Raw genomic sequence first — 24,409 nt, forward strand, 5'->3', positions numbered from 1 at the left:
CGTTATGGTACTACCTGCACATGGCGGACAGCCTGGTCGTATTGCCGCTTCTTTTGGTATGGAAGTGAAAGGGAAAGTCTATGATTTCAGTGCCAACATTAATCCAAATGGTCCGCCGTCCTGGCTGTCCGAGCAACTCCCCCGGCTTATGGAAGAAGTAGCGTACTATCCGGACCCTGACTATCTAGAGGCGTACGAGGCACTGGCTAAACATGAAGGAATGGATCCGGAACAGCTGCTTTTGACGAATGGAGGAGCGGAAGCCATTTTTCTGATCACCCAGCTGTTTCTAGGCAAAAAAGCGTTGACCATCAATCCCACTTTCACAGAATATGAGCGGGCCTGCCAGGCATTCAATATAGGTCTGACACATCTCCGGTTAAATCAGGAGTTCCGTTTTCCAGTGGAAGCGATGGCACAGGTAATGCCTGATGTGGATGTCGTATTCCTATGCTATCCGAACAACCCGACGGGAACGATACTGCCTCTCACAGAATTGGAACATTTACTGAAACTCGGAATGGAAATAGGCACAACATTCGTCATTGATGAAGCATTTGTGCATTTTCTTTTTGAAGAGGAGCTTTCCGTTAAGCAGCTGCTCGCTTTCTATCCCAACCTGATCATCCTTCGGTCGTTAACAAAAATCTTTGCCATTCCCGGTCTGCGGGCAGGTTATATGATGGCTTCTAAGGACTATATTCAGAAATTGAAAGAAAAGCAGCCATCATGGAGCGTGAATGGGATTACGGCAAACATACTACCCGTGTTACTGTCTGATAAATCCTATATGGCAGCGACGAAAGCGTGGCTGGAGAAAGAGTGTAAAAAGCTTGCGGAAAACCTGTCGGCTCTCAAGTTTATACATACCGTATCAAGCGTCAACTTCTATTTACTGAAGGATGGCGAGAGACCTGATGAAACAGAGGAATTGTTCCGTTTTTTGGTGGAAAATCATATCATTCCCAGGCATACGGATAATTTCAAGGGATTGGACGGTAGTTATTTAAGGCTTGCTGTCAGGAGTGCGGAAGAAAATGATTACCTTCTTTACGTGCTGAGGAAATGGAGGGAAGCACCGTGATCACATTTATTTCCGGTGGGGCCCGTTCGGGGAAAAGCAGCTTTGCAGAAAAGCTTGCTCAGGATAACTACCACAGGCAGAAGGGTGGAAACTTGTATTATATTGCAACTTCGCTGCCATCTGATGAAGAAATGGAGGATCGGATCGCTCGCCACCGCAACGATCGGGGAGAAGAATGGCAGACCATCGAGGCGCCGATACATATAAAAGATGGCTTACTTGATTTACAAAAAGAAAGTACCGTGCTGATCGATTGCCTGACGGTATGGCTCGGCAATAGGCTTTACATCGATAAAGCAGACTGGGAGGACATCAGCCAGGAAGTGGGCGGCTGGCTTCAGGCGGCCCGGGCTCGGCAATTGAACCTGTATTTGGTGTCCAATGACATTAATGAAGGGATGCCGGCAAGGACACGCAGTGTTGCTTCCTATATTTATATGCTGGAGAAGCTGCACCAGCTTATCATTTCAAGCTCAAAGGAAATCTATCAGGTGATTGCCGGGCTTCCTGTGAAATGGAAGGGTGGTTGAATGAAAGGTTTAAGTTTTGGGTTGGTGCTTGCTCTGCAATTTTTGACCCGGATACCTATGCCCATGTCCGTCCCTTGGGAAAAAGCTGTTCTAAAGGGAGCATTAAAGTCTTTCAGTTTAGTAGGGGTTATCCTGGGTAGCCTGGTAATTGCGGTTTATGCGCTCATAGTTGGCTGGCTGCCGGGGTGGTTTGCGGCTCTTGTGCTGCTTTCTGTCTGGACTGCGCTGACAGGAGGGCTCCACCTGGACGGGCTGATGGATGTAGCAGATGCTGCCGGCTCGAATGCACCCGTCGAAAAGAAGCTGGCAATTATGAAAGACCCTCGCGTCGGAAGCTTTGCGATACTGACAGCTATTTTTTATCTGTTATGGAAACTATCACTCCTTTATGCACTTGTGACCGCAAGTTCCATGGACCTTCAACTTGCAGGGATGTTCATACTGATACCGGCCTGTAGCAGGTACCTGGCCATTCTCCTGCTACAAACGACCCCGACGGTCAAACGGGAAGGCCTTGCTTACACGTGGCAGGAGCACCTTTCTGTTGCGGATGTCCTCATTGGTCTGATACCGATTGTTGTCATCACAGTATCGGTGCCGCATGCCTGGCTGCTCGTGGCTGGTTATGGACTATTTTTCATTTTGCTACGGAGATGGTTTCTTAGCAAATTCAACGGAATCAATGGTGATATGCTGGGCACCGCGATCGAAGGAGGAGAGTTATGGGGGCTTGTGATCACATATCTATTTATTTTATTCGTCACGGGATGACCAAATGGAATAAGGAAAAGCGTTATCTCGGTCATTCGGATGAGCCGCTGCTGCCGGAACATTTGCCTGATTTGTTTTCGTTAAAGGAAAAGTTATCGCGGCTGGCGTTCGATCAGGTTTTTACAAGTGATCTGAAACGTTGCCGAAAAACGGCAGAGTATCTTGTTCAAGGAAAGGTTGCATGTGCCGATCCGAACCTGCGTGAAATGAATTTTGGTGATTGGGAAGGATATACGCATCCGGAACTCCAAAACGACCATGGTTATCAGCATTGGATTTCACAGTGGAAGACATCGTCCCCGCCAAATGGGGAAGACTATCATTCGTTCAGAAGGCGGGTTCGTTCATTTTTAATAGAATTACTGAAAAATAATATCAGTAGAAACGTGTTAGTAGTGACGCATGGCGGAGTCATTCGTGAAATCATGAACGGCTTTATTCAAGGTTTATCTTTTACAGCTACAAACATCCCCCACGGGGGTGGCATTCGTATGGTTTTCAACCAGGAAGGAGGTGACTGGAAATGCAGCTCGTGGTCGGTGGTGCCTATAGTGGAAAAAGAAAATTCGTGAACAGAGAGTTTCCTGATTGTCAGTGGCTTTCCGCCTATGAAAACCAGTCACTGGATCAATGGAAATTAAAATTTAAAACAGCTGGTCTGCCTGTCGTAATCGAAGGATGGGAAGTATGGATCCGTGAGGAACGGGAGAAAGCCGGCGAGCTGGAATCCGTGAGAAATCATTTCGAATCTATATTGTCAGATATGCATCAATTCGAAAAACAGACCTGTCAGCCGATAATTTTGATCATGCTGGAAATGGGTCGTGGGGTTGTCCCCATGGCCAAAGGCGATCGGGCCTGGCGGGACTTATCAGGCTGGATACTACAGGCAGCGGCAGACAAAGCGGAATCTGTCCATTATTGCTGGCATGGCCTGTCGAGGAAGTTGAAATAAGATGAGGGCTTGTTTTGTCAGACATGGAGAAACGGATTGGAATAGAGAAGGCAGACTCCAGGGTCATACAGCGACATCGCTCAATGCCACTGGTATCTGGCAGACCAGGCAGTGTGCTGAGCGGTTAGTCGGTGAAGGATGGGATGTAATTCTCAGCAGTCCCTTACAGCGGGCGAGGGAATCAGCCCATATTCTTTCTGCCTATACCGGGGTCCCTCATTTCGTTTCTCCTCTTTTTACAGAACTGGATTATGGTCAGTGGAATGGACAAAAAAAGGAACTGTTAATAACGAATCATACGTTTATAAAATGGTATCGAATTGAAATAAACAAGTTGGAAAAGCTCGTAAAAAAAGAATGGGAGGCCCTTATTCATACATACAAAAATGACGCCGTCATTGTAGTTACGCATGGTTTAGTGATTCAGCAAATAGAAAAGGTGCTAAACAGAAAGTCGCAACCAGACAGTGAGGTCATTTCCAATGGTAGTTTCATAAATGTCCAGGTATAAAACAAAGAGGAGGGCGAGTTATGTTCACACAAGAAGAAAAAGAGGCTATTTATAAAGTGATTTATACGAGAAGGGATATACGCACCTTTTTGCAGACACCTATCGAGAGAAGTGTCATCGAAAATATTCTCCATGCCGGCCACCATGCACCGTCTGTAGGTTTTATGCAGCCATGGAATTATATCCTGATTTCATCGGAAGCAATCAAAGAAAAATTAGCCTGGGCAGCTGACAAAGAAAGACGTGCGATGGCTATCCATTTTGAAGGCGAAAAAGAATCGAAATTTCTTAGCTTGAAAGTGGAAGGGTTGAAAGAAGCACCTTTGACGATATGTGTAACCTGTGATCCGACAAGAGGCGGGGCGCATGTATTAGGAAGGAATTCCATTCCGGAAACCGATGCATTATCAACGGCATGTTCGATTCAAAACATGTGGCTGGCTGCGTGTGCAGAAGGACTGGCAATGGGGTGGGTGAGTTTTTATAAAAAGAATGATATCAGGGATATTCTCGATATCCCACCGCATGTGGACCCGATTGCCCTGCTTTCTGTGGGATATACAGATGCCTACCCTGATAAACCCATTTTAGAAACAGCCAACTGGGAAAAGCGTGCCAATATAGATCAGCTTATTTTTGAAAATAGATGGGGAGATAATAGCAGCTGGCAGATTTCAAACAAGTAATTATAGGTCGCAGGCAAGTATGGTAGCCTCTAATTGATGCTCAGGCATTGGTTAGGGGTTTTGTTATTTTTTGAACAAAAAATTCAATTCGGTAACATAGCAGATGTAAACCGCCCACGGTATAGTTATTAGAAAATTTGGAATTATCTGTTGCGCTGTTAAAAGAATCTTGCTAGAATAAAAAACACTACATAGGAAGTGTAAAAAAACTGTCTATTCTAATCGACTCTACTGGCTCAAAGTAGAGCGTTTCATTAGAAAGAAACCAGTTTTATGCCTGGAGATAAGTATGTTCAAAATACTGCTCGTGTGCATAGGACTGGTTTTTTATTTCCCTTTAAGAAAGTTTAACTTCTTTAAAGGTTTGAAGTATACGAAAGTACGAAGGCTTTCGTTATAAGTACCTGGCTGCAAGACAGGTTTTCTAAAGGAAATGGAGGTAGTGCTTTGGATCATCTTATTGAACTCGACAGAAAGCATTTTTTACATCCAACTTCGTCCATTCAGGCTCAGCAGACGAAAGGTGCCAAGCTGCTGGTGGAAAGCGGGGAAGGGATTTATCTGAAAGACAGGGAAGGAAAAGCTTATATTGATGCGATGTCGTCGCTATGGAATGTGCATATCGGACATGGCAGAGAGGAATTGGCGGATGTTGCAGCGGCCCAGATGAAAAAGCTGGCGTTCAGTTCGGCATTTTCTACCTTCACCCATGAGCCCGGAATCCTGCTCGCTGAAAAAATAGCATCAATCGCTCCTGCTGACTTGAACGCTGTCTTCTTCACCTCCGGAGGTTCGGAATCGAATGATACAGCGATCAAGCTGGTCCGTCACTACTGGAAAATTCAAGGGGAGCCGAACCGCAGGAAAATCGTCGGCTTGAAGCGGGCCTATCATGGGGTGGCTGCTGCCTCCACCAGTGCGACGGGTATCCCTGAGTTCTGGGAGATGGCTGGTCACATGATGGATGATTTTACCCACGCGGAAACTTCTTATCAAAGTACGACGAAAGAAGCGGTGGCATCGTTACGGGAAAAGTTCGAAGCGGAAGGTCCGGAAACAGTTGCGGCTTTTATCGCAGAACCGATCCAGGGAGCTGGGGGAGTACTGATTCCGCCTGATGATTACTTCCCTGAGATCCGTCAATTATGCGATGAATATGGGATTTTATTTATCGCGGATGAAGTCATTACCGGTTTTGGCCGGACAGGAAAGATGTTCGGGCTGGAACATTCGGACGTTGTGCCGGACGTTATGACCTTCGCCAAAGGGGTGACCAGTGGGTATATGCCTCTTGGCGGGGTGGTAATTTCTGATTCGATTCATGAAGTGCTCAAAGCCCATTCCAAAGGTACCCTCTTTCATGGATTCACCTATAGCGGCCATCCAACTGCTGCAGCTGTGGGGTTGAGAAATATTGAACTGATCGAGAAGGAGGGACTTGTTGAGAATTCCAGGCTCATGGGAGCAAAGCTGTTAGCAGGTTTTAATAAGATCAAAGAGGACTTGAACATCGTAGGTGAGGTAAGAGCCAAGGGATTATTGGGAGCTGTCGAACTGGTTAAAGGTCCGGAAACGAATGACAGTTTCGCGAAAGATCAGGCAGTGGCTCCGAAAGTGATTGAGGAATTGCATCAAAGGGGTGTCATATGCAGAGCAGTCACCTACGAATCCAGTAACATCATCTGCTTCGCACCCCCGCTGATCATCAAGGAGCAGCAAATCAATGATCTATTGGATAAGCTGCATGATTCCATTTTATCCATACAAAAACAACTATGAAGCACATGAATATGTCTGAGGAGGAAGGAAATATGGATGAAGCTGATCTGATTTTTATCAACGGAACTATATTGACCATGGATGATACGGCGCCTGCAGCAAGTGCGGTGGTCGTAAAAAATGGAGAAGTTGTCTATGTCGGAGAAACAGAAGCGGCGCTTGCCTGGAAGCAGGAAAAGAAAGAGGTTATCGATTTGGCAGGCAAGACGCTTATGCCCAGTTTCATAGAAAGCCATATACATCCGTCCATTTATGGTTTAACTCTACTAGAAGTAGATTGTAAGCCGACAGCTACTCCGTCAATTGCGGCTATTACAGAGAAAATAAGTGAAAAAGCAGCCGATACCCCGGAAGGAGAATGGATAATGGGATGGGGCTGGGATGACAGCAAAATGGTGGATAAGCGTAATCCGACGCGCTGGGATCTCGATCAGGCCGCGCCGAATCATCCGGTTGTCTTGAAAAGGGCATGCGCCCATATGGCTGTCGCGAATTCCAAAGCACTGGAATTAAGCGGGGTATCAGAAGATACGCCAAAACCGGAAGGAGGAAATATCGAGCGGGATGAGCAAGGCAGGCTGACAGGACTGCTGCAGGAGAAAGCCCAGGGGTTGTTGAAAGCGCCAAAATATGGACCGGAGGATATGGCAAGAGGAATGAAATTAGCCCAGGACCAGTTTGCCGCCTGGGGAGTCACTACCGTCCATTGTATGTCCACGCAAACCGCTGATTTGCAGGTTTATCAAACCTTATTAGAACAGGAAACCTTGAATGTCCGGGTCAGACCCTGGATATGGGCGATTGATCAGAATGGTTTCGACGGCTCGATGGAAGAAGTTTTGAAAGTCGGCCTGCGTAGCGGTTTTGGTAATGACATGCTGAAAATCCAGGGATTGAAGTTCATGCTTGATGGCAGTGTCGGTGGTAAAACGGCAGCTGTGTCAAAACCTTACATCGGGACAGAGGAAACAGGAATCCTTTATAACACTGTTGAGGAAATCGCTCCTCTTATACAACGCGGGATTGAAGCAGGTTTAAGGATTGCCATCCATGCCATCGGTGATCGAGCCATTGATGTCGCCATCCAATCCTATGAACGAATCAACGAAAAGACACCTATCAAGCATATGCGCAACCGCATTGAACATTGCATATTTCCTACCACAGAGCACCTCCGGAAAATGAAAGATCTCGAACTAATTGCAGGCTCATCGATAGGATTTCTTTACCATATCGGTGATAACTACCTGGCTAAGGCAGGGGAAGAACGGATGAAGCATGCATTCCCTCATCAGTCCTTCAAACAGGCAGGCGTTGTAGCACCTGGAAATTCTGATTTACCCGTGAACGATGGCAACCCATGGATGGGCATCTATAGTGCTGTCACTAGAAAAACCGCGAATGGACAAGTCGCCGGGACAGAAGAAAAAATAAGTGTATGGGAAGCCTTGAAAGCCTTTACCATCGACGCAGCATACAGTTCGTTTGAAGAACAGACCCTGGGAGTCATCAAACCTGGTGCAAAAGCTGATCTCATGGTCCTTTCCCAAAATCCACTGGAAATCGAAGCGGAACAGCTGCTTGACATCGAAACAGAAGAAACTTACTTAGCAGGTAAGAAGATTTATAGTAAGTCAACAACACGAAAGGGTGAGTCTATTGTTCAGTAACCAGCAAGAGACGATTTTAATTACGATCATCGCTGTATATTTTGTGTTTTTATTTGGACTTTCTTTATTTGTCAACCGGAGTACCAAAACATATGAAGATTATAATGTCGCTGGCCGTTCTACCAAATTGATGCCGCTCATATTGACTTTTGTAGGGACGGCGATTGGGGGCTCGATTCTGCTTGGATACATGACAAAAGGGTATCTCTTTGGGATGGGACAGCAGTGGCTTGCGATAGGATTCACATTGACTTCCATCGTGATAGCGGCATTTTTATTAAAGCGGATTCGTCTGCTTGGCGAGAAATACAATATGGTTACATTAGGGGACTTTACGGCGTTACGTTACGGAGAAGGTGCGAGGGTTCCGACGGTTATCAGTATTCTTTGCGCTTATTCTGCTATAACAGGTATGCAGTTTGTCGCAATCGCCACCATTTTGAATTTGACTATAGACCTTAATATGACTGCCGGGATTTTAATAGGATGGGTACTTTTAACGTTGAAAACGTATTTCGGCGGGCTCAAGTCCGTCATGCTTCAGGATGCGATCCACGGAACCATCCAAACCGTTGGTATTTTCTTTTTATTATTTGTCATTCTCTTCATGGTTGGAGATTGGGGATCGGTTGCGGAAAGTGCCAGAAATGCAGAAGACGGAAATATGTTGAGCATCTTCAATATCGGTACTTCCGAATTTTTGGTTTATATGCTGACGATCGGAGCTTACCAGTTTGTCAGACAGGATGTATGGCAGCGATTTTGGGCAGCTAAAGACATTAAGACCGCTAAAACCGGTTTTTGGGCTGCCATTGTCCTCGGATTCCTGACAGCAGCTATAGCGGTTTTGATTGGATTTTTGGGCAAGTTCGGATTGAATATGACCAATATAGATCCGGCACTGATTTACTATGAAATCATTGGGCAGGTGTTACCATTCCCGTTAGTGATTGTGATGCTGATTGCATTATTGGCTACGGTCATTTCCTGTGCGGATTCATTTTTCCTTGCTGCTTCTTCATCGATTGTTAATGACATTATTAAACCTAGAGTTGGTCACAAAGCCAGTGATAAGAAAATGCTGACTTACAGCAGGATGTCCGTGGTTATCGTCTCCATCGTGTCCGTACTGCTTGCTTTATATATTCCTCAACTGGTTACACTCTGGATCACTGGAAGCGCGATGCTGGTATCCGGTCTCTTGGCACCAGTGCTATTCGGGTTATTCTGGAGAAGAACTACGAAAACGGCAGGGCTCTCTGCGATGTGGGCAGGACTTATCGTTGCTGTAGCCTGGCAGATTGCAGGTCATCCTTTCGGTCTCCATCCGGTTTTCCTAGGTTTACCTGTTTCAATCATTACTTTAGTGACAGTTACGTTGGCTTCCCAAGAGGAAAAGGAACATGCGATATTTTCCGAAATGAAAAAGACAGTGTAAAAATTTGATATAAGGAAAAGCGAAAGCACTCTGGCTGCTCATAAGGCCAGAGTGCTTTTTGTTTTTAAAGAATGGCACATTCGCAGGACTTTATGCGAAAATATATAATCTTAATGTTTACATCCACTGTAAAAAATTCAAATCAATCATGAGTGATCATCAGGACTTCCTTATTAAAGCAGGACTGACAGGGGCATCATTAGGGTATAAGGTAAAACGGTAAAGGAGGTTCATTCTCTATGGAACATAGAATTTCACACAAGGGTATGGATGAGTTATTAAAGCAATTGGAAGATGACTATGTGAAAGCTGTCAAAGGCAATGAAAGTAAGACTGTAGAAGATTTCATTGAAACGTTTTAGTATGATTCCTGGGACTACAATGAAGAGAATATAGATACAATTAAAAGTGTGTTGAGCCGTTACAACCAGGGTGAAATTCATCCAGGGACCTTCAGCAGCGCTTTCAATGAAATGGTCGACCATCTTCTAATAAAGTTGCAGGACCTGGATCAGGATAAGGCATATCCTGTCATTCACTCGGACCACGGAGCTTCTATGCTCGTAGCTTTTGTAGATGGTTTGGTCATCCAATATTATATAGGTGTTTATGAGGTCGCCCAACTAAGAGAAATGACACCATATTTAAAGCGTGTTCTTCTGCAAGCTTTAAGAACTGAAGATGAAGCGAAAGGATGACAGTGAAAAGGTTTAAGATATAATCAAAATTCAAGAAAGGTGATGGTTTTATGAAAGCGGTACAAGTAACAGGTTACGGAGGAGTAGATCAATTAAAAGTAGTGGAAACTCCCATACCCGAGCCGAAAGAAAATGAAGTCCTTGTAAAAGTAAAAGCTTGTGCGATTAATAACACAGAAATCTGGATGCGGGAAGGGGCTTACGGCACCGGTTCTAAATCTGGATGGAGACCAGAAGGAGTCCAGTTTCCACGTACACCTGGATCTGACATTACAGGAAAAATAGTAAAAGTGGGAAATTTGGTAGAGGAATCGATGATGGATAAAGATGTTGTGTTATTTCCCTTTACCTCCAGTGGAGAAGAAGGTTCCGAACATATCGCTGAGGATATGTCTTTTATAGGTTCAGAATACGACGGGGGTTATGCCGAATATGTCGTTTGGCCAGCAGAGCTTTGCTATGATATGCCCCTCACCAGCTATTCAGAGAGTGCTGTCTTTTCAGTGAGCGGGTTAACTGCCTGGCATATGGTCAAACAAATTCAAGTTCAGCCTGGGGAGACGGTTGTGGTAACTGGGGCAAATGGTGGTGTAGGATCGTTAAATGTACAAATTGCCTCTAAAGTCTTTGGTGCTGAAGTGATCGCGATCATTGGTGACTTGGAAAGTGAAGAAAGAATGAAGGAATTAGGAGCCACACACGTATTATCATATAAATCGGATACGCTTTCCGAAGAAATTTTAGAGGTGAATGGAGGCCCGGTCGACTCCGTGCTGGATGTGGTAGGAGATGCTTTGTTTTCCATTTCTCTTCAGGTTCTTAAGAAAGGAGGCAAGTTCTGTATTTCAGGATCTGCTGGCGGCCAGCAGACAAATCTTGATTTTAGAACGATGTACCTCAAACATATTACCATGTATGGATCTGTGCTGGGCACGAGGGCAGAGTTTAAAAATATGCTTCAGGCGATATCAGAAGGGAAAATTAAGCCTGTCATTGACAAAACCTTTCCTTTAGAAAAAGCAAGAGAAGCTCAAGTATATTTTAAAAATAAGGGGAAGTTAGGGAAAATTATATTGCTTCCTGAAGAATAGACTTTACTTTTATTTAATTTTACAAAGGTAATTGCTGTTCTTTCATATAAAAAGCAAGTATCATCCGGGAAAAGGATGGATACTTGCTTTTTGTTTGATGAGTCCTTGTTTTAGTGAAGAACATCGTCATTGGTATCGATATATAGTGAGCCATCTTTTTGGATCTCCGCATAAAATACATCAGCTACCGATGTAATGCCTGCTCCTTTCAATTGCTGGTCTAACCACTTCTGATCAAGGTCCAGTTTCTTTAAATTTTGGCTGTTAACTTTTCCATCGTTAATAACAGCTGTTGGAATAGAAGAAATATTTGCTGTTTTTAATGGAGTGTTGCTATCGCCTTTAGTTAGCGGTTGTTTCGCTTGGTGTTTTAAAACAGAAAGCGTGCCGTCGGTTTCGAATATAGCATAGTCCACATCAGATACAGAGAATACATTCTTTTTTCGTAATAAAACATGTAAAGCATCCATATCAAGTCGTGTTTTGCGTAGTTCATTTTCCATAATCTTACCGTTCCTGATTACAATGAGCGGCTGCCCTTCGATAGCGGTACGGACCGGTTTCGATTTAATATCCAAGTATCCAAGGGCTATCGTAAAAGCACTCCAGGCGATTAGGGCGATAAGACCGTTCCGCACACTTAGGGTGGAATCGATTGCCAATGATGCGCCAATGGTTCCGATAGAAATAGCTGAAATAAAATTAAAGAAAGTCATCTGGGAAATTTCTTTTCTGCCCATTAGTCTTGTTAAAGCCAATAACGTAATAAAGGCAAGAGCCAGTCTGAGGATCAGTACCATTACGGACACCAGGAAGTGCTCCCTTCTGAAATGAGGTTTAGCCTTTATTATGAATGTAGAACGAGGAATTTATACATGGAATAAAGAGGAGTGAAGTACAAGTTGTAAATACGTTCTTATAAGCGGACCCATTTAGAGGCGTGCGAATAGTGTTGAGGATTTTGCAGAAAAATCAGTGTAAAGCGGTTTATTCCTGTCTTTCTGGCTGTGAAATGTAAAAAGGTACATAATTCCTGTTTTCTGGTGGCGCTATCTTGTGTTATCTTGTATTTTGGAATTATTCTGTTCATGTATAAAAGGAGGATTCATATGGCTGAATCGAATAAGCCTACAGATTTTAAACCATATGTATCTGCAAGTGAGAAAAAGCCGGAATTTACGTTTCTGGCATTACTTGTGGGTGCACTATTAGTACTTATATTCGGAGCGGCGAATGCTTATCTTGGCCTATTGGTCGGGATGACGGTATCTGCTTCGATACCAGCAGCGGTTATTTCGATGGCGATTCTGCGTGTGATTCTGCGCCGCCAATCGATTCTTGAAAATAATATTGTCCAGACGATTACCTCATCCGGTGAGGCATTAGCGGCGGGGGTCATTTTTACGCTGCCTGCATTATTTATCTGGAACATGGAGCCGAGCCTTGTTACGATGGGCATCATTGCGGTTGCCGGGGGAATTCTGGGTGTCGTCCTGATGATCCCGCTGCGAAAAGCCTTGATCGTCAATGAACATCATACGCTTCCTTATCCGGAGGGGACAGCCTGTGCCGAGGTACTTGTCGCTGGGGAAGGAAAAGGAAAAGGGGCACAAATCGTTTTTTCCGGACTGGGAATCGGTGCTGCCTTCAAAGTATTGACGGATGCGATCAAAGCATTTCCTGCGTCAGTAGAAACTTCGATTGCAGGATTTAAAAATGCCGCTATCGGAATGAACACGATGCCGGCACTTCTTGCTGTCGGATACATCATCGGTCCGCGTATCGCCGGAATCATGTTCGCAGGTGCGGTACTCGGATGGCTTGGACTTATACCACTTATCAGTTATTTCGGTCAGTTTGCCACCGATCCGATAGTGCCTGCGACAACTCCTATTTCCGAGATGGACTACCATGCCATCTGGGATAACTATCTGCGCTATATCGGCGCCGGTGCCGTTGCATTCGGAGGTATCATTGGCCTGCTTAAAACGTTGCCAACCATATTTTCATCATTCGTTGGAGCGGTTAAAGGGTACAAAGATGCGGATATGCAACAGGGAACCTTGCGTACCGACCAGGATATCCCAATGTCCCTGATTGTTGGATTGACGATCCTGTTAATCGGTATCCTGGCCTTCTTCCCGCAAATCGAGGTTGGGATCCTGGGCGCTATCCTGATTTTGATCTTTGGATTCTTTTTTGTCACCGTTTCCGCCCGGATTGTCGGTGTCGTGGGGAGTTCCTCTAACCCTGTTTCGGGGATGACAATCGCAGCCTTGATTTTTGTTGCTGTGATTTTAAAAGGATTCGGGATTACAGGAGAAGAAGGAATGCTGACAGCGATCATCATCGGGAGTGTCGTCTGTATCGCAGCGGCTATTTCCGGGGATACTTCGCAGGACCTGAAGACCGGTTTCATTGTCGGTTCAACGCCAAAATGGCAGCAGATCGCGCAATTGTATGGGATATTGATTGCCAGTATCCTGATCGGATTCATTATGATTCTATTGGATAACGCCTATGGCTTCGGTTCTTCTGAACTGCCAGCACCACAGGCTGTATTGATGTCTATGGTCGTTGAAGGAATCATGCAGGGAGACCTTCCCTGGAACCTGATCCTGATCGGAATGGCAGCGGCTGCCACCGTTGAATTATTCGGCATTGGTTCCTTGCCATTCGCTGTCGGTCTTTACCTGCCGATCCACCTGACTTCCCCAATCATGCTTGGTGGAATCGTCAAGGGCTGGATCGACCGTCGCGAAAAGAATCCTGAAGTACGCCAGCAGAAAAACGAACGCGGAATCCTGCTTGCTTCCGGTTATATCGCCGGGGAAGCATTGATGGGTGTCATCATCGCCATCGCCGTAACTGCAGGATTCACGATGCCGGAAGAAGCACTGACGGGACCTTGGGTTTCCTTAGTTGCAATGGCTATCGTCACTGGCATTCTGTTCTTCACAGCTAATCGTAAAACAACTTAATAGTTAGAAAGAAAAACCGCAGTTTCTTGCCAAGCGCAAGGAGCTGCGGCTTTTTTTGTGGTGACTGGCAGATAGTTGAGAGGAATATGTATGAGGTAATCTAAAAAGTTAACACATTGTGGGAAAATTCTGTTAATATAGTTTTAACAAGTTCAATAGTCCTGGTTGTATAGGACTATTGAACTTGGCGCGTAACATATAATTAACAGGGAGGGTTATGATGGAAGGAAAACCGATGTATTTCGATGGCAGTAAGCTGTATAAGGGATGGGGGGAGAAGGGCGCACCTGTTAGGAAGGAACCGTTCCAGTTCACGGATGAGGTAAGAAAGAAAATAAGTGCAAATCCATGTCGAGTGGTCCATAAGTAAATAGTATACATAAAACGAGTGTTATTTGAGGGCACTGAGAACTGAAGCCCTTTGAAAATTAGCGTTCAGCGTGGAACTTAATTTCCATACTGGACGCTTTTTGTTTAATTACAAAAGGTTTGCAACCTCTATTCCTTCCTTAGTTTAACGGTTCGGTATATAAAAATTGTGACTAAAAAGGCTTGTCAGTATTATAGGTAAGCTGTTTCTGTGCAGACAAAAGGATATTGAAAAGAACTGTATATGTTTTAATTTTCTAACAAATGGGAAGGTGGCTAAAGAGTTCATGTTGTATGAACATTCAAAAATGAATAGGAGGCTTTTCAACGTTTATGGAAACAAAAAGGATCAGGTGGGCAGTTTTTTTGCCCATGGCTATTCTATTAACCATCACCGTCCTGGTGGGAATTGTTAATCCCGAAGGTTTTTACGATGCGCAGACAGCCATTGTAGACTTTGCTTTCATCAACTTCGGGTGGCTGTTCAATTTGACGGTATTTTTAATCATCTTTCTTTGTTTATACTTAGGTTTTTCAAGATTCGGGTCCATTAAGTTTGGAGGACCGGATGCCCAGCCAATCGTGAAAAAGTATACCTGGTTTGCGATTTCCCTAACTGCCGGTATTGGAGTGGGGATTTTATTCTGGGGGCTTGCAGAACCGATTACACACTTCAGTTCTCCACCGAAGGAACTAGGGATAGAACCTAAAACCGAACAGGCGGCTGTTTTTTCACTTTCATCCGCTCTGACCCATTGGACGTTAGCTCCATATGCCATTTATGTATTATCAGGCATAGCTGTCGCTTACGCTCACTATAATCTGAAACTTCCTTACAGTATCAGTGCCACGTTGTATCCCCTGATTGGAAAGCGGGCGTTCGGATGGATTGGTACATTGGTCGATATCCTGGCTATGTTTGCTATAGCCGGAGGAATGGCAGCCGTGCTTGGAGAAGGCATACTTCAGATTGGCAGCGGTATCGCTCATCTGACCGGGTTAGGCACAGGGCCTCTGATGTGGGGGTTATTGATTGCGGTCATAACGGCTACTTATGTAATTTCCAGTTATACGGGCCTGCAAAAAGGGATTCGGTTCCTGGCTGATCAGAATACGAAAATCTTTCTTTTCTTGCTCGTATTCGTGTTTGTGTTTGGCCCGACTGTTTTCATTTTGAATCTTGGAACACAGTCGACGGGTTATTTTTTGACTAATCTGCCACAGCGCTTTCTTTGGATGAGTGCGATGGAAGGTTCCGATTGGCCGAGGTGGTGGCCGATTTTCAATTGGGCCATCTGGCTTGCCTATGCTCCGATTACGGGGATGTTCCTGGCTCGTTTAGCTTACGGCAGGACATTACGTCAGTTTGTGGTCGTCAACTTACTGCTTCCTTCGCTATTTGGCATGCTCTGGTTCTGGGCATTTGGGGGTTCCGCTATTTTCTTCGATTGGAAAGGTGACGGCCAGCTGTGGAACCTTATTAATAATGAAGCAGGCGGTCTTGAGTTGTCATTGTTCGTTTTCCTTGAACAATTGCCATTATCAACAATCATCAGCTGGCTTATGTTAATTACGATCTTTATCTCTTTTACCACCCTGGCTGATTCATTGACCACCACTGTTTCAGCACTGACAACAACAGGCAACACAATTATGAGTCCAGAGCCACCGGCCAAAGTGAAAATATTCTGGGGTGTTGTGATGGGGTTGATGGCACTCCTGACGATCACTGCGGGTACCGGGGGAGAAATCACCGGAGTGGATGCGGTCAAGCAAATGGCGACCGTCGCAGGTTTTCCTGTACTCTTCTTTGTGATCGTCCAGGCAGTTTCGACAGTGAAAGGAATTGTAAACCACGCGCATGTTTCCCGCCCTGGTTATCAGCCAGGTCCTGTCGAGGCCGAGAAGAGAAAGGTATCCAACTAACTATTTCAAAGGTAAAATGGAAGGGAGAAATAAATGATGGAAACTACTTTGAGAGAAATGACGCAGGCATATAAGGAAATCAGAGGGCACACGGAAAAACTGGTGTCTAATTTAAACACCGAAGATTTTATGGTCCAGGCGGCTGCCCATGTCAGCCCGACGAAATGGCATCTGGCCCATACAACGTGGTTCTTTGAAAAATTTATCTTGGAAACCTATCAGTCTGGTTATCAGCATTTCAATAACGAATTCAATTATTTGTTCAATTCCTATTATGAAACTGTCGGGGAACCATATCCACAAAGCCAGAGAGGGGCGATCACCCGCCCGACAGTGGCCGAGACATTGAACTATCGAAAATATGTAGATGAGCAATTGCTGGAATTGTTGGAGAAGATGGAAGGAAAGGAGGCAGAAAAAATTAAACAGCTGGTGGAAATCGGCCTTCATCATGAGCAGCAGCATCAGGAATTGATTCTGATGGATATCAAATATAATTTTTCCTTCAATCCTCTCTATCCTGCTTTCCAGGAAAGAGAGGACCAGCCGTCATCACAAGCACCGGAACTCCGCTTTCAAGACATTGAAGGTGGTCTAGTCGAAGTCGGTCATGATGGTAATGGTTTCGCTTTTGATAATGAAGGGCCCCGTCATAAAACCTATCTGGAACCATACCGGCTTGCGAATCGCCCGGTTACAAATGGGGAGTTTCTCGAATTTATCAATGACAATGGGTATCAAACCTCCCAATATTGGCTGTCGGATGGCTGGCAGAAGGTAAATGAAGAGAAGTGGAGCCATCCCCAATATTGGGTCAAACAGGGTGGAGAATGGTATATCTTCACATTAGCAGGATTGAAAAAACTGGACTTGCATGCACCTGTCGTTCATGTGAGCTTCTATGAAGCGGATGCCTACGCACGCTGGGCTGGTAAACGTTTGCCGACCGAGCAGGAATGGGAATATGCTATGGAAGACCAGGCAATAGAGGGGAACTTCATGGAAAACGGCAGCTATCACCCGAACGCTTATTATAATGGAGGAATGTTTGATAAGGCTTTTGGTGAAACGTGGGAATGGACGCAAAGTCCATATGTCCCTTATCCAAGAAATAAGCCTCTTGATGGCTCTCTGGGAGAGTATAATGCAAAGTTCATGGCTAACCAGATAGTCCTGAAAGGCGGTTCGTGTGTAACCCCTCGTTCTCATACGCGCCTGACCTATCGGAACTTTTTCTACCCGGATATGAAATGGCAATTCAGCGGTTTCCGGCTGGCTGATAATGGCTAGGGCAGGAAGCTGGTTTTAGATATTTTTATTATAGAAGCCGCTCCTATATTGGGAGTGGCTCTTTATTGGAAAAAAAGAAGCTTCTTCTGTGAAGTGAAGGTAGGATGGTTATTGTCCTCTGATAAGTTAAAGCTTTACTACAGTAGGAAATGGCTTTTCGGTTTTTATATAGCGAGCATGTTTCTGCAACTGGTTGGGGAGATATAATTCTAGTTAGAAATGATAGTTAAAAAAGAAAGCAGCGAAAGACATATCGCTGCTTTAAGTCGAAAGAATCACTTCAACTGCTCTTTTTAAATCATCCAACGCCCATGACGGAACAGAAGGCTTATCTAGAACTAAGTCGTGATGAGCTGGAACATGAACGAATCCGGCTTCTATATCAAGGTCATGGGAAGCAATGTAATGGCGAGCTGCGTACATCGCCTGGTTACATAAATAGGTACCAGCGGTGTTGGAGATTTTTGCAGGAATCGATTGTTCTTTCAAGGCGGCCACCATTTTTCTGATCGGTAAAGTAGAAAAATAAGCATCCGGTCCATCTTCAAAAATTAGTTTATCTATAAAGCTGTTACCTGTATTGTCTTTTTCTCCATCCATACAATTGATCGCGATACGTTCAGGCGTTATTCTATTTCTTCCTACTGCTACACCAAGTGAAATGACTTGGTTTGGATTATGTTCTGTAATGAGGTCTTGAATAATGTCCTTTGATTTTTGAAAATCAACAGGGAGAATGCGTCCGATAATTTTCTTTTCCCCAAATGTTATACCGTCCAGTTCTTTCACAATATATTCAGTAGGGTTGGATTCCAGGCCGAGAAAGGCTTCAAATCCAGTCAACAAAACTTTCATTAGCTTTACTCCTCCTGTCCTTAGTAATGGGTTAAGTCTATACGGATTTTCGGTCAAAAGTTCTACCCGACTTTTAGAAGTATAGTTTCTTAAGCTATTTTTCCCGCCATACGAGTTCTCCTTTGATATAGGTTTGTGCAGGTTTGCTTCTTAGGTCGAATGGGTCTCCTTCCCAAAGGACGAAATCAGCGTCTTTTCCAACCTCCACTGATCCTACATGGTCTTCCACACCTAAATGCCTGGCTGCATCTAGTGTAATGGCCCGTAAAGCCTGTTCTTCAGACAAGCCATGTTTTACGGATAAAATAGCACTGTTCATCAGGTGATCGATTGATATGACAGGATGGTCCGTAGTAATGGAAATAGGCACACCTGCTTCTACTAAAGAAGTGAGGGAATGCCATCCTTTATGTGCAAGTTCAACCTTTGCTCTTGGTGTCATAGTCGGTCCTGCTGATGCACGGACTTCGTGTTGTTTGATATAGGAGGATATCCGATGGCCCTCTGTACAATGCTCAATGGTAACATCGATATCAAATTCTCTTTTGATTCTCAGAACTGTGACAATATCGTCCGACCTATGGGCGTGGACGCGCAAAGGAATTTCTTTGTTTAAAACTTTTCCAATGGATTCAAGTTTCAGATCTCTTTCTCCACTCCCATTTTTAATTCTTTCTAAATAATTGCGACCCTCAATCAATTTTTCCCTCAGCATGGCTGCTACTCCCATTCTGGTCACAGGCATATTCCCTTTTTCCCCATGAATTCGTTTAGGGTTCTCTCCCATAGCGGCTTTCAGACCAGAAGGATTCCTTATCACCATTTCATCAATAATTGTTCCTGCAGTTTTTAACACTGTCATCTCCCCGCCGATTACATTGGCACTACCAGGCATGACCTGCACGGTGGTGACCCCCGCTTTTCTCGCATCTTCAAACCCTTTGTCATATGGATGAATACCATCGATAGCTCGGACATGGGGGGTAACTGCATGACTGGTTTCATTGAAGTCATGGCTTTCTTTTCCAATCCCTTCTTCGTGCACGCCTAAATGTGTATGTACGTCAATCAGTCCTGGCGTTAGGTAATATCCCCTGGCATCTATGATGTGGGCAGCATCTTCGATAGGAAAGTCATTACCGATTTCAGAAAACCTGCCATCCACGATTTTGATCATCATATCAGTAAAGAAATTCCCTGTGCCATCAACTCCTGTTACATTCTTTAAAATTTTTTCCAATTTTTCCACCAACTTTCAAAATAATCATTGATTTCTGAAATTTCGCGTTATATAATAGCCAACAACAATTCCTTATTACGATACTAAATTAAAAATATAATATTGTAAATGACCCCAAAAATATAATTTATTTATCGTAATAGGGAATTAAAATAGATAAGAAGTACGAAAGACGGTGGTTAAGATGGAAGATAGGATGATTGACGACTTGGACCGAGGAATTATCAAGCTTTTATCCAAAGATGGCAGAATGCCTTTCTCAGAAATAGCGACTCATTTGAAAGTCACAGAGAAAACAATCAGGCAACGTTATAAAAATCTGGTCAGCGATCAGATTATTGAAGTAGTTGGAGTAGTAAACCCCATTGCAATTGGATTGAAAGAAGGAGCAATTATCCAGATTAAACCGAAGCAAGGCTATATTAAAAAAATTACGGAACGACTGAAAGGCATGGAAGAGGTTCGTTTTATTACGATTACTTCTGGTCCTTACCCAATATTGATTCAAATCAATGTTCGCAGTCAGGATGATATTAGAAAAAGCTTGTTAAAGCTTGATGAGCTCGAAGGGATTTTAGAAATTAATTCGATTATACAGCTTGAGAACTACAAAAATACTTTCGATTATATTTAAAAAGGATGAGGCACATGATTGAACTGCTAAACAAACTCACAAGCCTCCATGGGCCAAGCGGTTATGAGCATCAGGTCAGCTACTTTATTAGAGATTATGTGAAGGAAAAAGCAGATAGTGTGGAAATCGATCCTCTTGGCAATGTCATTGCCAGGAAAAAAGGGACCTCTCCAGGACCAGTGATTTTGCTTACAGCCCATATGGATGAGGTAGGTTTCATTATAAAAAAAATCGAAGATAATGGATTTCTGCGATTTGAGAAATTAGGTGGAAACGATGACAGGAACCTGCTCGCCCAGCCAATCAAAATATTGACGGAAAGCAGGGAGGTTGACGGAGTGATCGGCACCTTGTCAGCCCACTACTCCAAATTCGATGATAGCTCAAGAGTAAGAAAACACACGGAACTGTACATAGATATTGGAGCAGGTTCTAAAGAAGAGGCGGAAGCTTTGGGAGTGGAAGTTGGCTCGCCAGTGACCTGGGGATCTGAGCTGACTGAATTTGGTCCAGAACAAAAAATTCAAATCCGGTCTAAAGCGCTCGATGACCGCGCTGGTTGTGTCGTTCTCCTCCAAGTATTGGAGGAACTTCAGGAGCTCCCGTTCGCTGGTGAATTGACACTGTTATTTACAGTACAGGAAGAGATCGGTTTAAGAGGAGCAAAAACAGCTTCTGAACATTTGCGTGCAGATGCAGCGTTAGCTGTAGATACGACAGCTGTAAGTGATACGCTCGAAAGCCCAATGGATCAGACATTAAGATTAGGGGGAGGTACAGGCATCAAAATCATGGATGGGAGCCTTATTGTACATAACACAATGAAAAAGCTGCTAGTCGATCTTGCAAAGCGGAATGGAATTCCGTATCAGATGGAAATCTTCACAGGCATCGGCACCGACGGAGGAGCTGTCAATTATGCGAATAAGGGTATACCTACAGGTGTGTTGTCAATCCCTTCCAGATACACCCATTCTTCGATCGAAGTAATTGATTATGGGGATCTTAAAGCTACCAAAAACCTGATCAAGGAATTCATAACTCAACTAAGGGAAAACGACACATTCCCGTTTTAATTTTTTTATTTTAGATATCAGAAAATTTCAAATCGATGCAAAATTAGGAGGAAATAGTAATGAAGATATTTATATCCGCAGACATGGAAGGGATCTCTGGAGTTGCGACCAATCAACAATTGAAAACAAACTCTGAATATCAGCGCTTCCGTAAATTGATGACAGCTGATGTGAATGCAGCCATTGAAGGTGCTTTTAGTGGAGGAGCGAAAGAAGTCGTCGTGGCAGATGGTCATGGCAATATGTCCAATATTTTTGTCGAAGATTTGGATCCAAGAGCAAGGCTCGTTTCTGGCAGCAACCGGGTGATGTGCCAACTGGAAGGACTTGATGAATCATTCGACGGGCTTATGTTTGTCGGGCACCATGGGCGTGAAGGCGGTTCAGACCTGACTGTGATCAGTCATACGTTAGCCGGAATTTGTGTCAAGGAAATGACGATCAATGGAGAAGTCGTGGGGGAGACAGAAATGAATACAAAGGTAGCTGGAGACTTTGGTGTCCCTGCTATTTTCATCAGTGGAGATGAAGCTTATGTGAAAGAGGTACAGGAAACGCTCCCGCAAGTAGAAGGTGCCATTACAAAGCGGGGTGTGGACCGATTCGCAGCTGAACTGCTCCACCCAGATGTCGCTCAAGAAGAAATCAGGAAAAAAGCAGAGAAAGCTGTCCAGTATATCGATTCGTATGAAGCGGTCAAATTGGAGGGACCAATCACCTTTGAACTGGAACTTAAAGGATCCCAGCAGGCGAAAATGACAACCACACTTCCTTCCGTGGAACTAGTCAGCCCAACACGTATCCGATTTACATGCGACGATATCGTTACAGCTTATAAACAGATGTGGGGCTGCGTCATCATTGCAATGACGGCAACGAACGGAGTTCTTGGCTCGGTAAATGCGTAAATAATTGTCCATCTTTTTAATGTGGAGGTGTTCGGATGTATATTGTCAAACGGATCTTAACAATGTTAATCACAATTTGGGTCATTGCTACCCTGACTTTTTTTGTAATGAAAGTCATCCCAGGCGATCCGTTTGCATCGGATGCGGATGTATTGCCGCCGGAAGTTCTTGAAAATATGAGAGACAAATATAACCTGGATGAACCGATTGCTGTACAGTATGTCCTTTATCTTAGAGATTTGGTTACTTTTGATCTTGGTTATTCCATCCAATCGCAAACAAGGTCGGTAAACGCAATTCTGGCAGACGGTGCAACCGCTTCAGCCTTGCTCGGCATACAAGCGATGGCAATTGCCCTCGTGTTCGGGCTGCTGCTCGGCATTCTTGCCGCTTTGAATCATAACAAAATCATTGATTATGTATCAATGTTTATTGCCATTATCGGAATATCGGTTCCAAGTTTTATCCTGGCTCCTCTTTTAATAAAATATTTTGCCGTGGAGTGGGGACTGCTTCCTGTCGCTTCATGGGGAAGCTGGGAGCATTCGATCTTACCATCGCTCGCTCTGGCGGCTTCACCGCTAGCGGTAATTGCCAGGTTTATGCGCTCAAGCATGCTTGAAGTGATGAATCAGAATTATATCAGAACTGCTGATGCGAAAGGTTTATCAACTACGAAACTTGTCATCAGGCATGGGATAAGAAATGCGATTCTACCGGTGGTATCTTTCATCGGTCCATTATTCGTATTTCTAATCACCGGTACGTTTGTCATTGAGAAGATCTTTGCTGTACCTGGAATTGGCAGGTACTTCGTGGACAGTATTTTCAACAGGGATTACCCAGTCATAATGGGTACGACCATTTTCTTCAGTGTAATCCTGGTTGTAACGCTGTTCCTCATCGATATTTCCTATCGTTTCATCGATCCAAGAATAAAACTAACGAGTGGAGGCGATTAAAATGGAACCTAAAAAAACAGAAGATTCCCTTTTTCGCCCCCTGTCTCCGGAAAAGAGGAATGTGGATTCGATCCAGCGGCCAAGTATGAATACCTGGACCGAAACCGCAATCAATATTTTAAAAAATAAGATGTCAATTCTGGGCCTGATTTTACTTTTAGGTATTGTGTTTTTTGCTATTTTTGGTCCGCAAATGGTTCCTCATTCACCATCGGAGCAAAGTCTTCTTAAAACCAATCTCGAGCCATCCAGTGAACATTGGTTTGGGACCGATGATCTCGGCCGGGATGTCTGGTCCCGAACCTGGTATGGGGCAAGGGTGTCGCTGACCATTGGCCTGGTTGCGGCAGCGCTTGACATTATCCTTGGAGTGACCATAGGTGGTATATCCGGATATATGGCCGGAAGAGGGAAGTTCGGGGACAGAGTCGATAGCATTCTGATGAGAATCGTAGAAATTCTTTACGGGATACCCTATCTGCTGATCGTTATTCTCCTTATGGTGATTATGGAGCCGGGGGTAACGTCGATTATCATTGCTCTCTCTGTAACTGGATGGGTAGGAATGGCCAGAATCATACGTGGCCAGGTCCTTCAGCTTAAGTCGCAGGAATACGTGCTGGCTGCAAGGAAGCTTGGTACGTCTCATGGAAAAATAATCTGGAGACACCTGATACCGAATACGGCAGGCATTATCATTGTCAACCTGACGTTTACGATTCCTCAAGCAATTTTCGCTGAATCCTTTTTAAGCTTTTTAGGTTTGGGTGTCCAGGCTCCTTTTGCAAGCTGGGGGACGATGGCGAATGACGCTTTAGGTGTTATTTTAAGCGGACAATGGTGGAGATTGTTTTTCCCAGGCTTCATGATTTCCCTGACGATGTTTGCATTCAATGCTTTTGGTGACGGACTTCAAGATGCCCTCGATCCAAGGGCTAACAAGTAGGGAGGTGGA

At 44.4% G+C, this 24,409-nt stretch carries 24 protein-coding genes; 21 read left to right on the forward strand and 3 right to left on the reverse strand.

Going from position 1 to position 24,409, the window contains the following annotated elements; all coding sequences use genetic code 11:
* Window positions 1–4 precede the first annotated feature (4 nt).
* From cobD to P855_RS0102510, 13 genes are all read left to right on the forward strand, one after another.
* Window positions 5–1,084: a threonine-phosphate decarboxylase CobD gene (cobD, locus tag P855_RS0102455; protein WP_028782109.1), complete on the forward strand. Its 1,080-nt coding sequence runs from the start codon at window positions 5–7 to the stop codon at window positions 1,082–1,084.
* On the forward strand, window positions 1,081–1,614 hold the full coding sequence (locus P855_RS0102460) for a bifunctional adenosylcobinamide kinase/adenosylcobinamide-phosphate guanylyltransferase (RefSeq protein ID WP_028782110.1): 534 nt from the start codon (window positions 1,081–1,083) through the stop codon (window positions 1,612–1,614). Before cobD ends, P855_RS0102460 begins: the two co-directional genes overlap by 4 nt.
* Window positions 1,615–2,385 (forward strand): adenosylcobinamide-GDP ribazoletransferase, encoded by a 771-nt coding sequence (gene cobS / locus P855_RS0102465; protein ID WP_028782111.1) that lies wholly within the window; start codon window positions 1,615–1,617, stop codon window positions 2,383–2,385.
* Entirely contained in the window at window positions 2,337–2,957 is a 621-nt protein-coding gene (locus P855_RS0102470) for a histidine phosphatase family protein (RefSeq protein WP_028783513.1), read from the forward strand. Before cobS ends, P855_RS0102470 begins: the two co-directional genes overlap by 49 nt.
* Entirely contained in the window at window positions 2,909–3,340 is a 432-nt protein-coding gene (locus P855_RS0102475) for a bifunctional adenosylcobinamide kinase/adenosylcobinamide-phosphate guanylyltransferase (RefSeq protein ID WP_028782112.1), read from the forward strand. The genes P855_RS0102470 and P855_RS0102475 overlap by 49 nt, the downstream gene beginning before the upstream one ends.
* A gap of 1 nt (window position 3,341) precedes the next feature.
* On the forward strand, window positions 3,342–3,851 hold the full coding sequence (locus P855_RS21460; RefSeq protein ID WP_051353047.1) for a histidine phosphatase family protein: 510 nt from the start codon (window positions 3,342–3,344) through the stop codon (window positions 3,849–3,851).
* Between the two features lie 20 nt (window positions 3,852–3,871).
* A complete protein-coding gene (gene bluB, locus P855_RS0102485) occupies window positions 3,872–4,537 on the forward strand; it encodes a 5,6-dimethylbenzimidazole synthase (protein ID WP_028782113.1) in 666 nt (221 codons plus the stop codon).
* 447 nt (window positions 4,538–4,984) lie between these two features.
* Window positions 4,985–6,316, forward strand: coding sequence for an aspartate aminotransferase family protein (locus P855_RS0102490; protein ID WP_028782114.1), 1,332 nt, complete (start codon window positions 4,985–4,987; stop codon window positions 6,314–6,316).
* A 32-nt stretch (window positions 6,317–6,348) separates the two neighbouring features.
* Window positions 6,349–7,986, forward strand: a complete 1,638-nt coding sequence (locus P855_RS20265) for an amidohydrolase (RefSeq protein WP_051353048.1) — start codon at window positions 6,349–6,351, stop codon at window positions 7,984–7,986.
* A complete protein-coding gene (locus tag P855_RS0102500; RefSeq protein WP_028782115.1) occupies window positions 7,976–9,424 on the forward strand; it encodes a sodium:solute symporter family protein in 1,449 nt (482 codons plus the stop codon). The genes P855_RS20265 and P855_RS0102500 overlap by 11 nt, the downstream gene beginning before the upstream one ends.
* A 239-nt stretch (window positions 9,425–9,663) precedes the next feature.
* Window positions 9,664–9,786 (forward strand): hypothetical protein, encoded by a 123-nt coding sequence (locus tag P855_RS22595; RefSeq protein WP_268744476.1) that lies wholly within the window; start codon window positions 9,664–9,666, stop codon window positions 9,784–9,786.
* A gap of 51 nt (window positions 9,787–9,837) precedes the next feature.
* Window positions 9,838–10,122: a hypothetical protein gene (locus P855_RS22445; RefSeq protein ID WP_235062600.1), complete on the forward strand. Its 285-nt coding sequence runs from the start codon at window positions 9,838–9,840 to the stop codon at window positions 10,120–10,122.
* Window positions 10,123–10,172: 50 nt separating this feature from the next.
* A complete protein-coding gene (locus P855_RS0102510) occupies window positions 10,173–11,213 on the forward strand; it encodes a zinc-binding dehydrogenase (RefSeq protein WP_028782116.1) in 1,041 nt (346 codons plus the stop codon).
* A gap of 110 nt (window positions 11,214–11,323) precedes the next feature.
* Here P855_RS0102510 and P855_RS0102515 read toward each other — a convergent pair whose 3' ends face one another.
* Entirely contained in the window at window positions 11,324–12,022 is a 699-nt protein-coding gene (locus tag P855_RS0102515; protein ID WP_028782117.1) for a DUF421 domain-containing protein, read from the reverse strand.
* A 300-nt stretch (window positions 12,023–12,322) separates the two neighbouring features.
* Between P855_RS0102515 and P855_RS0102520 the strand changes: the two genes are divergently transcribed.
* From P855_RS0102520 to egtB, 3 genes are all read left to right on the forward strand, one after another.
* On the forward strand, window positions 12,323–14,194 hold the full coding sequence (locus tag P855_RS0102520) for an OPT family oligopeptide transporter (protein WP_037985579.1): 1,872 nt from the start codon (window positions 12,323–12,325) through the stop codon (window positions 14,192–14,194).
* A 702-nt stretch (window positions 14,195–14,896) separates the two neighbouring features.
* A complete protein-coding gene (locus tag P855_RS20275) occupies window positions 14,897–16,489 on the forward strand; it encodes a BCCT family transporter (RefSeq protein ID WP_084315604.1) in 1,593 nt (530 codons plus the stop codon).
* Between the two features lie 36 nt (window positions 16,490–16,525).
* Window positions 16,526–17,779, forward strand: coding sequence for an ergothioneine biosynthesis protein EgtB (gene egtB, locus P855_RS0102535; protein ID WP_028782119.1), 1,254 nt, complete (start codon window positions 16,526–16,528; stop codon window positions 17,777–17,779).
* Between the two features lie 261 nt (window positions 17,780–18,040).
* Here the strand turns inward: egtB and pcp are convergent, their stop codons facing one another.
* Window positions 18,041–18,634 carry a pyroglutamyl-peptidase I gene (gene pcp, locus P855_RS0102540; protein ID WP_028782120.1) on the reverse strand — a complete coding sequence of 198 codons (594 nt, stop codon included), beginning with the start codon at window positions 18,632–18,634 and terminating at the stop codon, window positions 18,041–18,043.
* 94 nt (window positions 18,635–18,728) lie between these two features.
* A complete protein-coding gene (locus P855_RS0102545; RefSeq protein WP_028782121.1) occupies window positions 18,729–19,874 on the reverse strand; it encodes an amidohydrolase in 1,146 nt (381 codons plus the stop codon).
* A 184-nt stretch (window positions 19,875–20,058) separates the two neighbouring features.
* Here P855_RS0102545 and P855_RS0102550 point away from each other — a divergent pair, with 184 nt between their 5' ends.
* From P855_RS0102550 to P855_RS0102570, 5 genes are read left to right on the forward strand one after another with little or no spacing between them, the layout of a single operon-like run.
* Window positions 20,059–20,508, forward strand: coding sequence for an Lrp/AsnC family transcriptional regulator (locus P855_RS0102550; RefSeq protein ID WP_028782122.1), 450 nt, complete (start codon window positions 20,059–20,061; stop codon window positions 20,506–20,508).
* A 14-nt stretch (window positions 20,509–20,522) separates the two neighbouring features.
* Window positions 20,523–21,584: a M42 family metallopeptidase gene (locus tag P855_RS0102555; RefSeq protein ID WP_028782123.1), complete on the forward strand. Its 1,062-nt coding sequence runs from the start codon at window positions 20,523–20,525 to the stop codon at window positions 21,582–21,584.
* 59 nt (window positions 21,585–21,643) lie between these two features.
* Window positions 21,644–22,492, forward strand: a complete 849-nt coding sequence (locus tag P855_RS0102560) for a M55 family metallopeptidase (RefSeq protein ID WP_028782124.1) — start codon at window positions 21,644–21,646, stop codon at window positions 22,490–22,492.
* A 35-nt stretch (window positions 22,493–22,527) separates the two neighbouring features.
* A complete protein-coding gene (locus P855_RS0102565; RefSeq protein ID WP_028782125.1) occupies window positions 22,528–23,454 on the forward strand; it encodes an ABC transporter permease in 927 nt (308 codons plus the stop codon).
* 1 nt (window position 23,455) lies between these two features.
* On the forward strand, window positions 23,456–24,400 hold the full coding sequence (locus tag P855_RS0102570; RefSeq protein WP_028782126.1) for an ABC transporter permease: 945 nt from the start codon (window positions 23,456–23,458) through the stop codon (window positions 24,398–24,400).
* Window positions 24,401–24,409 lie beyond the last annotated feature (9 nt).

The sequence above is a fragment of the Thalassobacillus devorans MSP14 genome (assembly GCF_000496835.1).
Lineage (GTDB): Bacteria > Bacillota > Bacilli > Bacillales > Halobacillaceae > Thalassobacillus > Thalassobacillus devorans_B.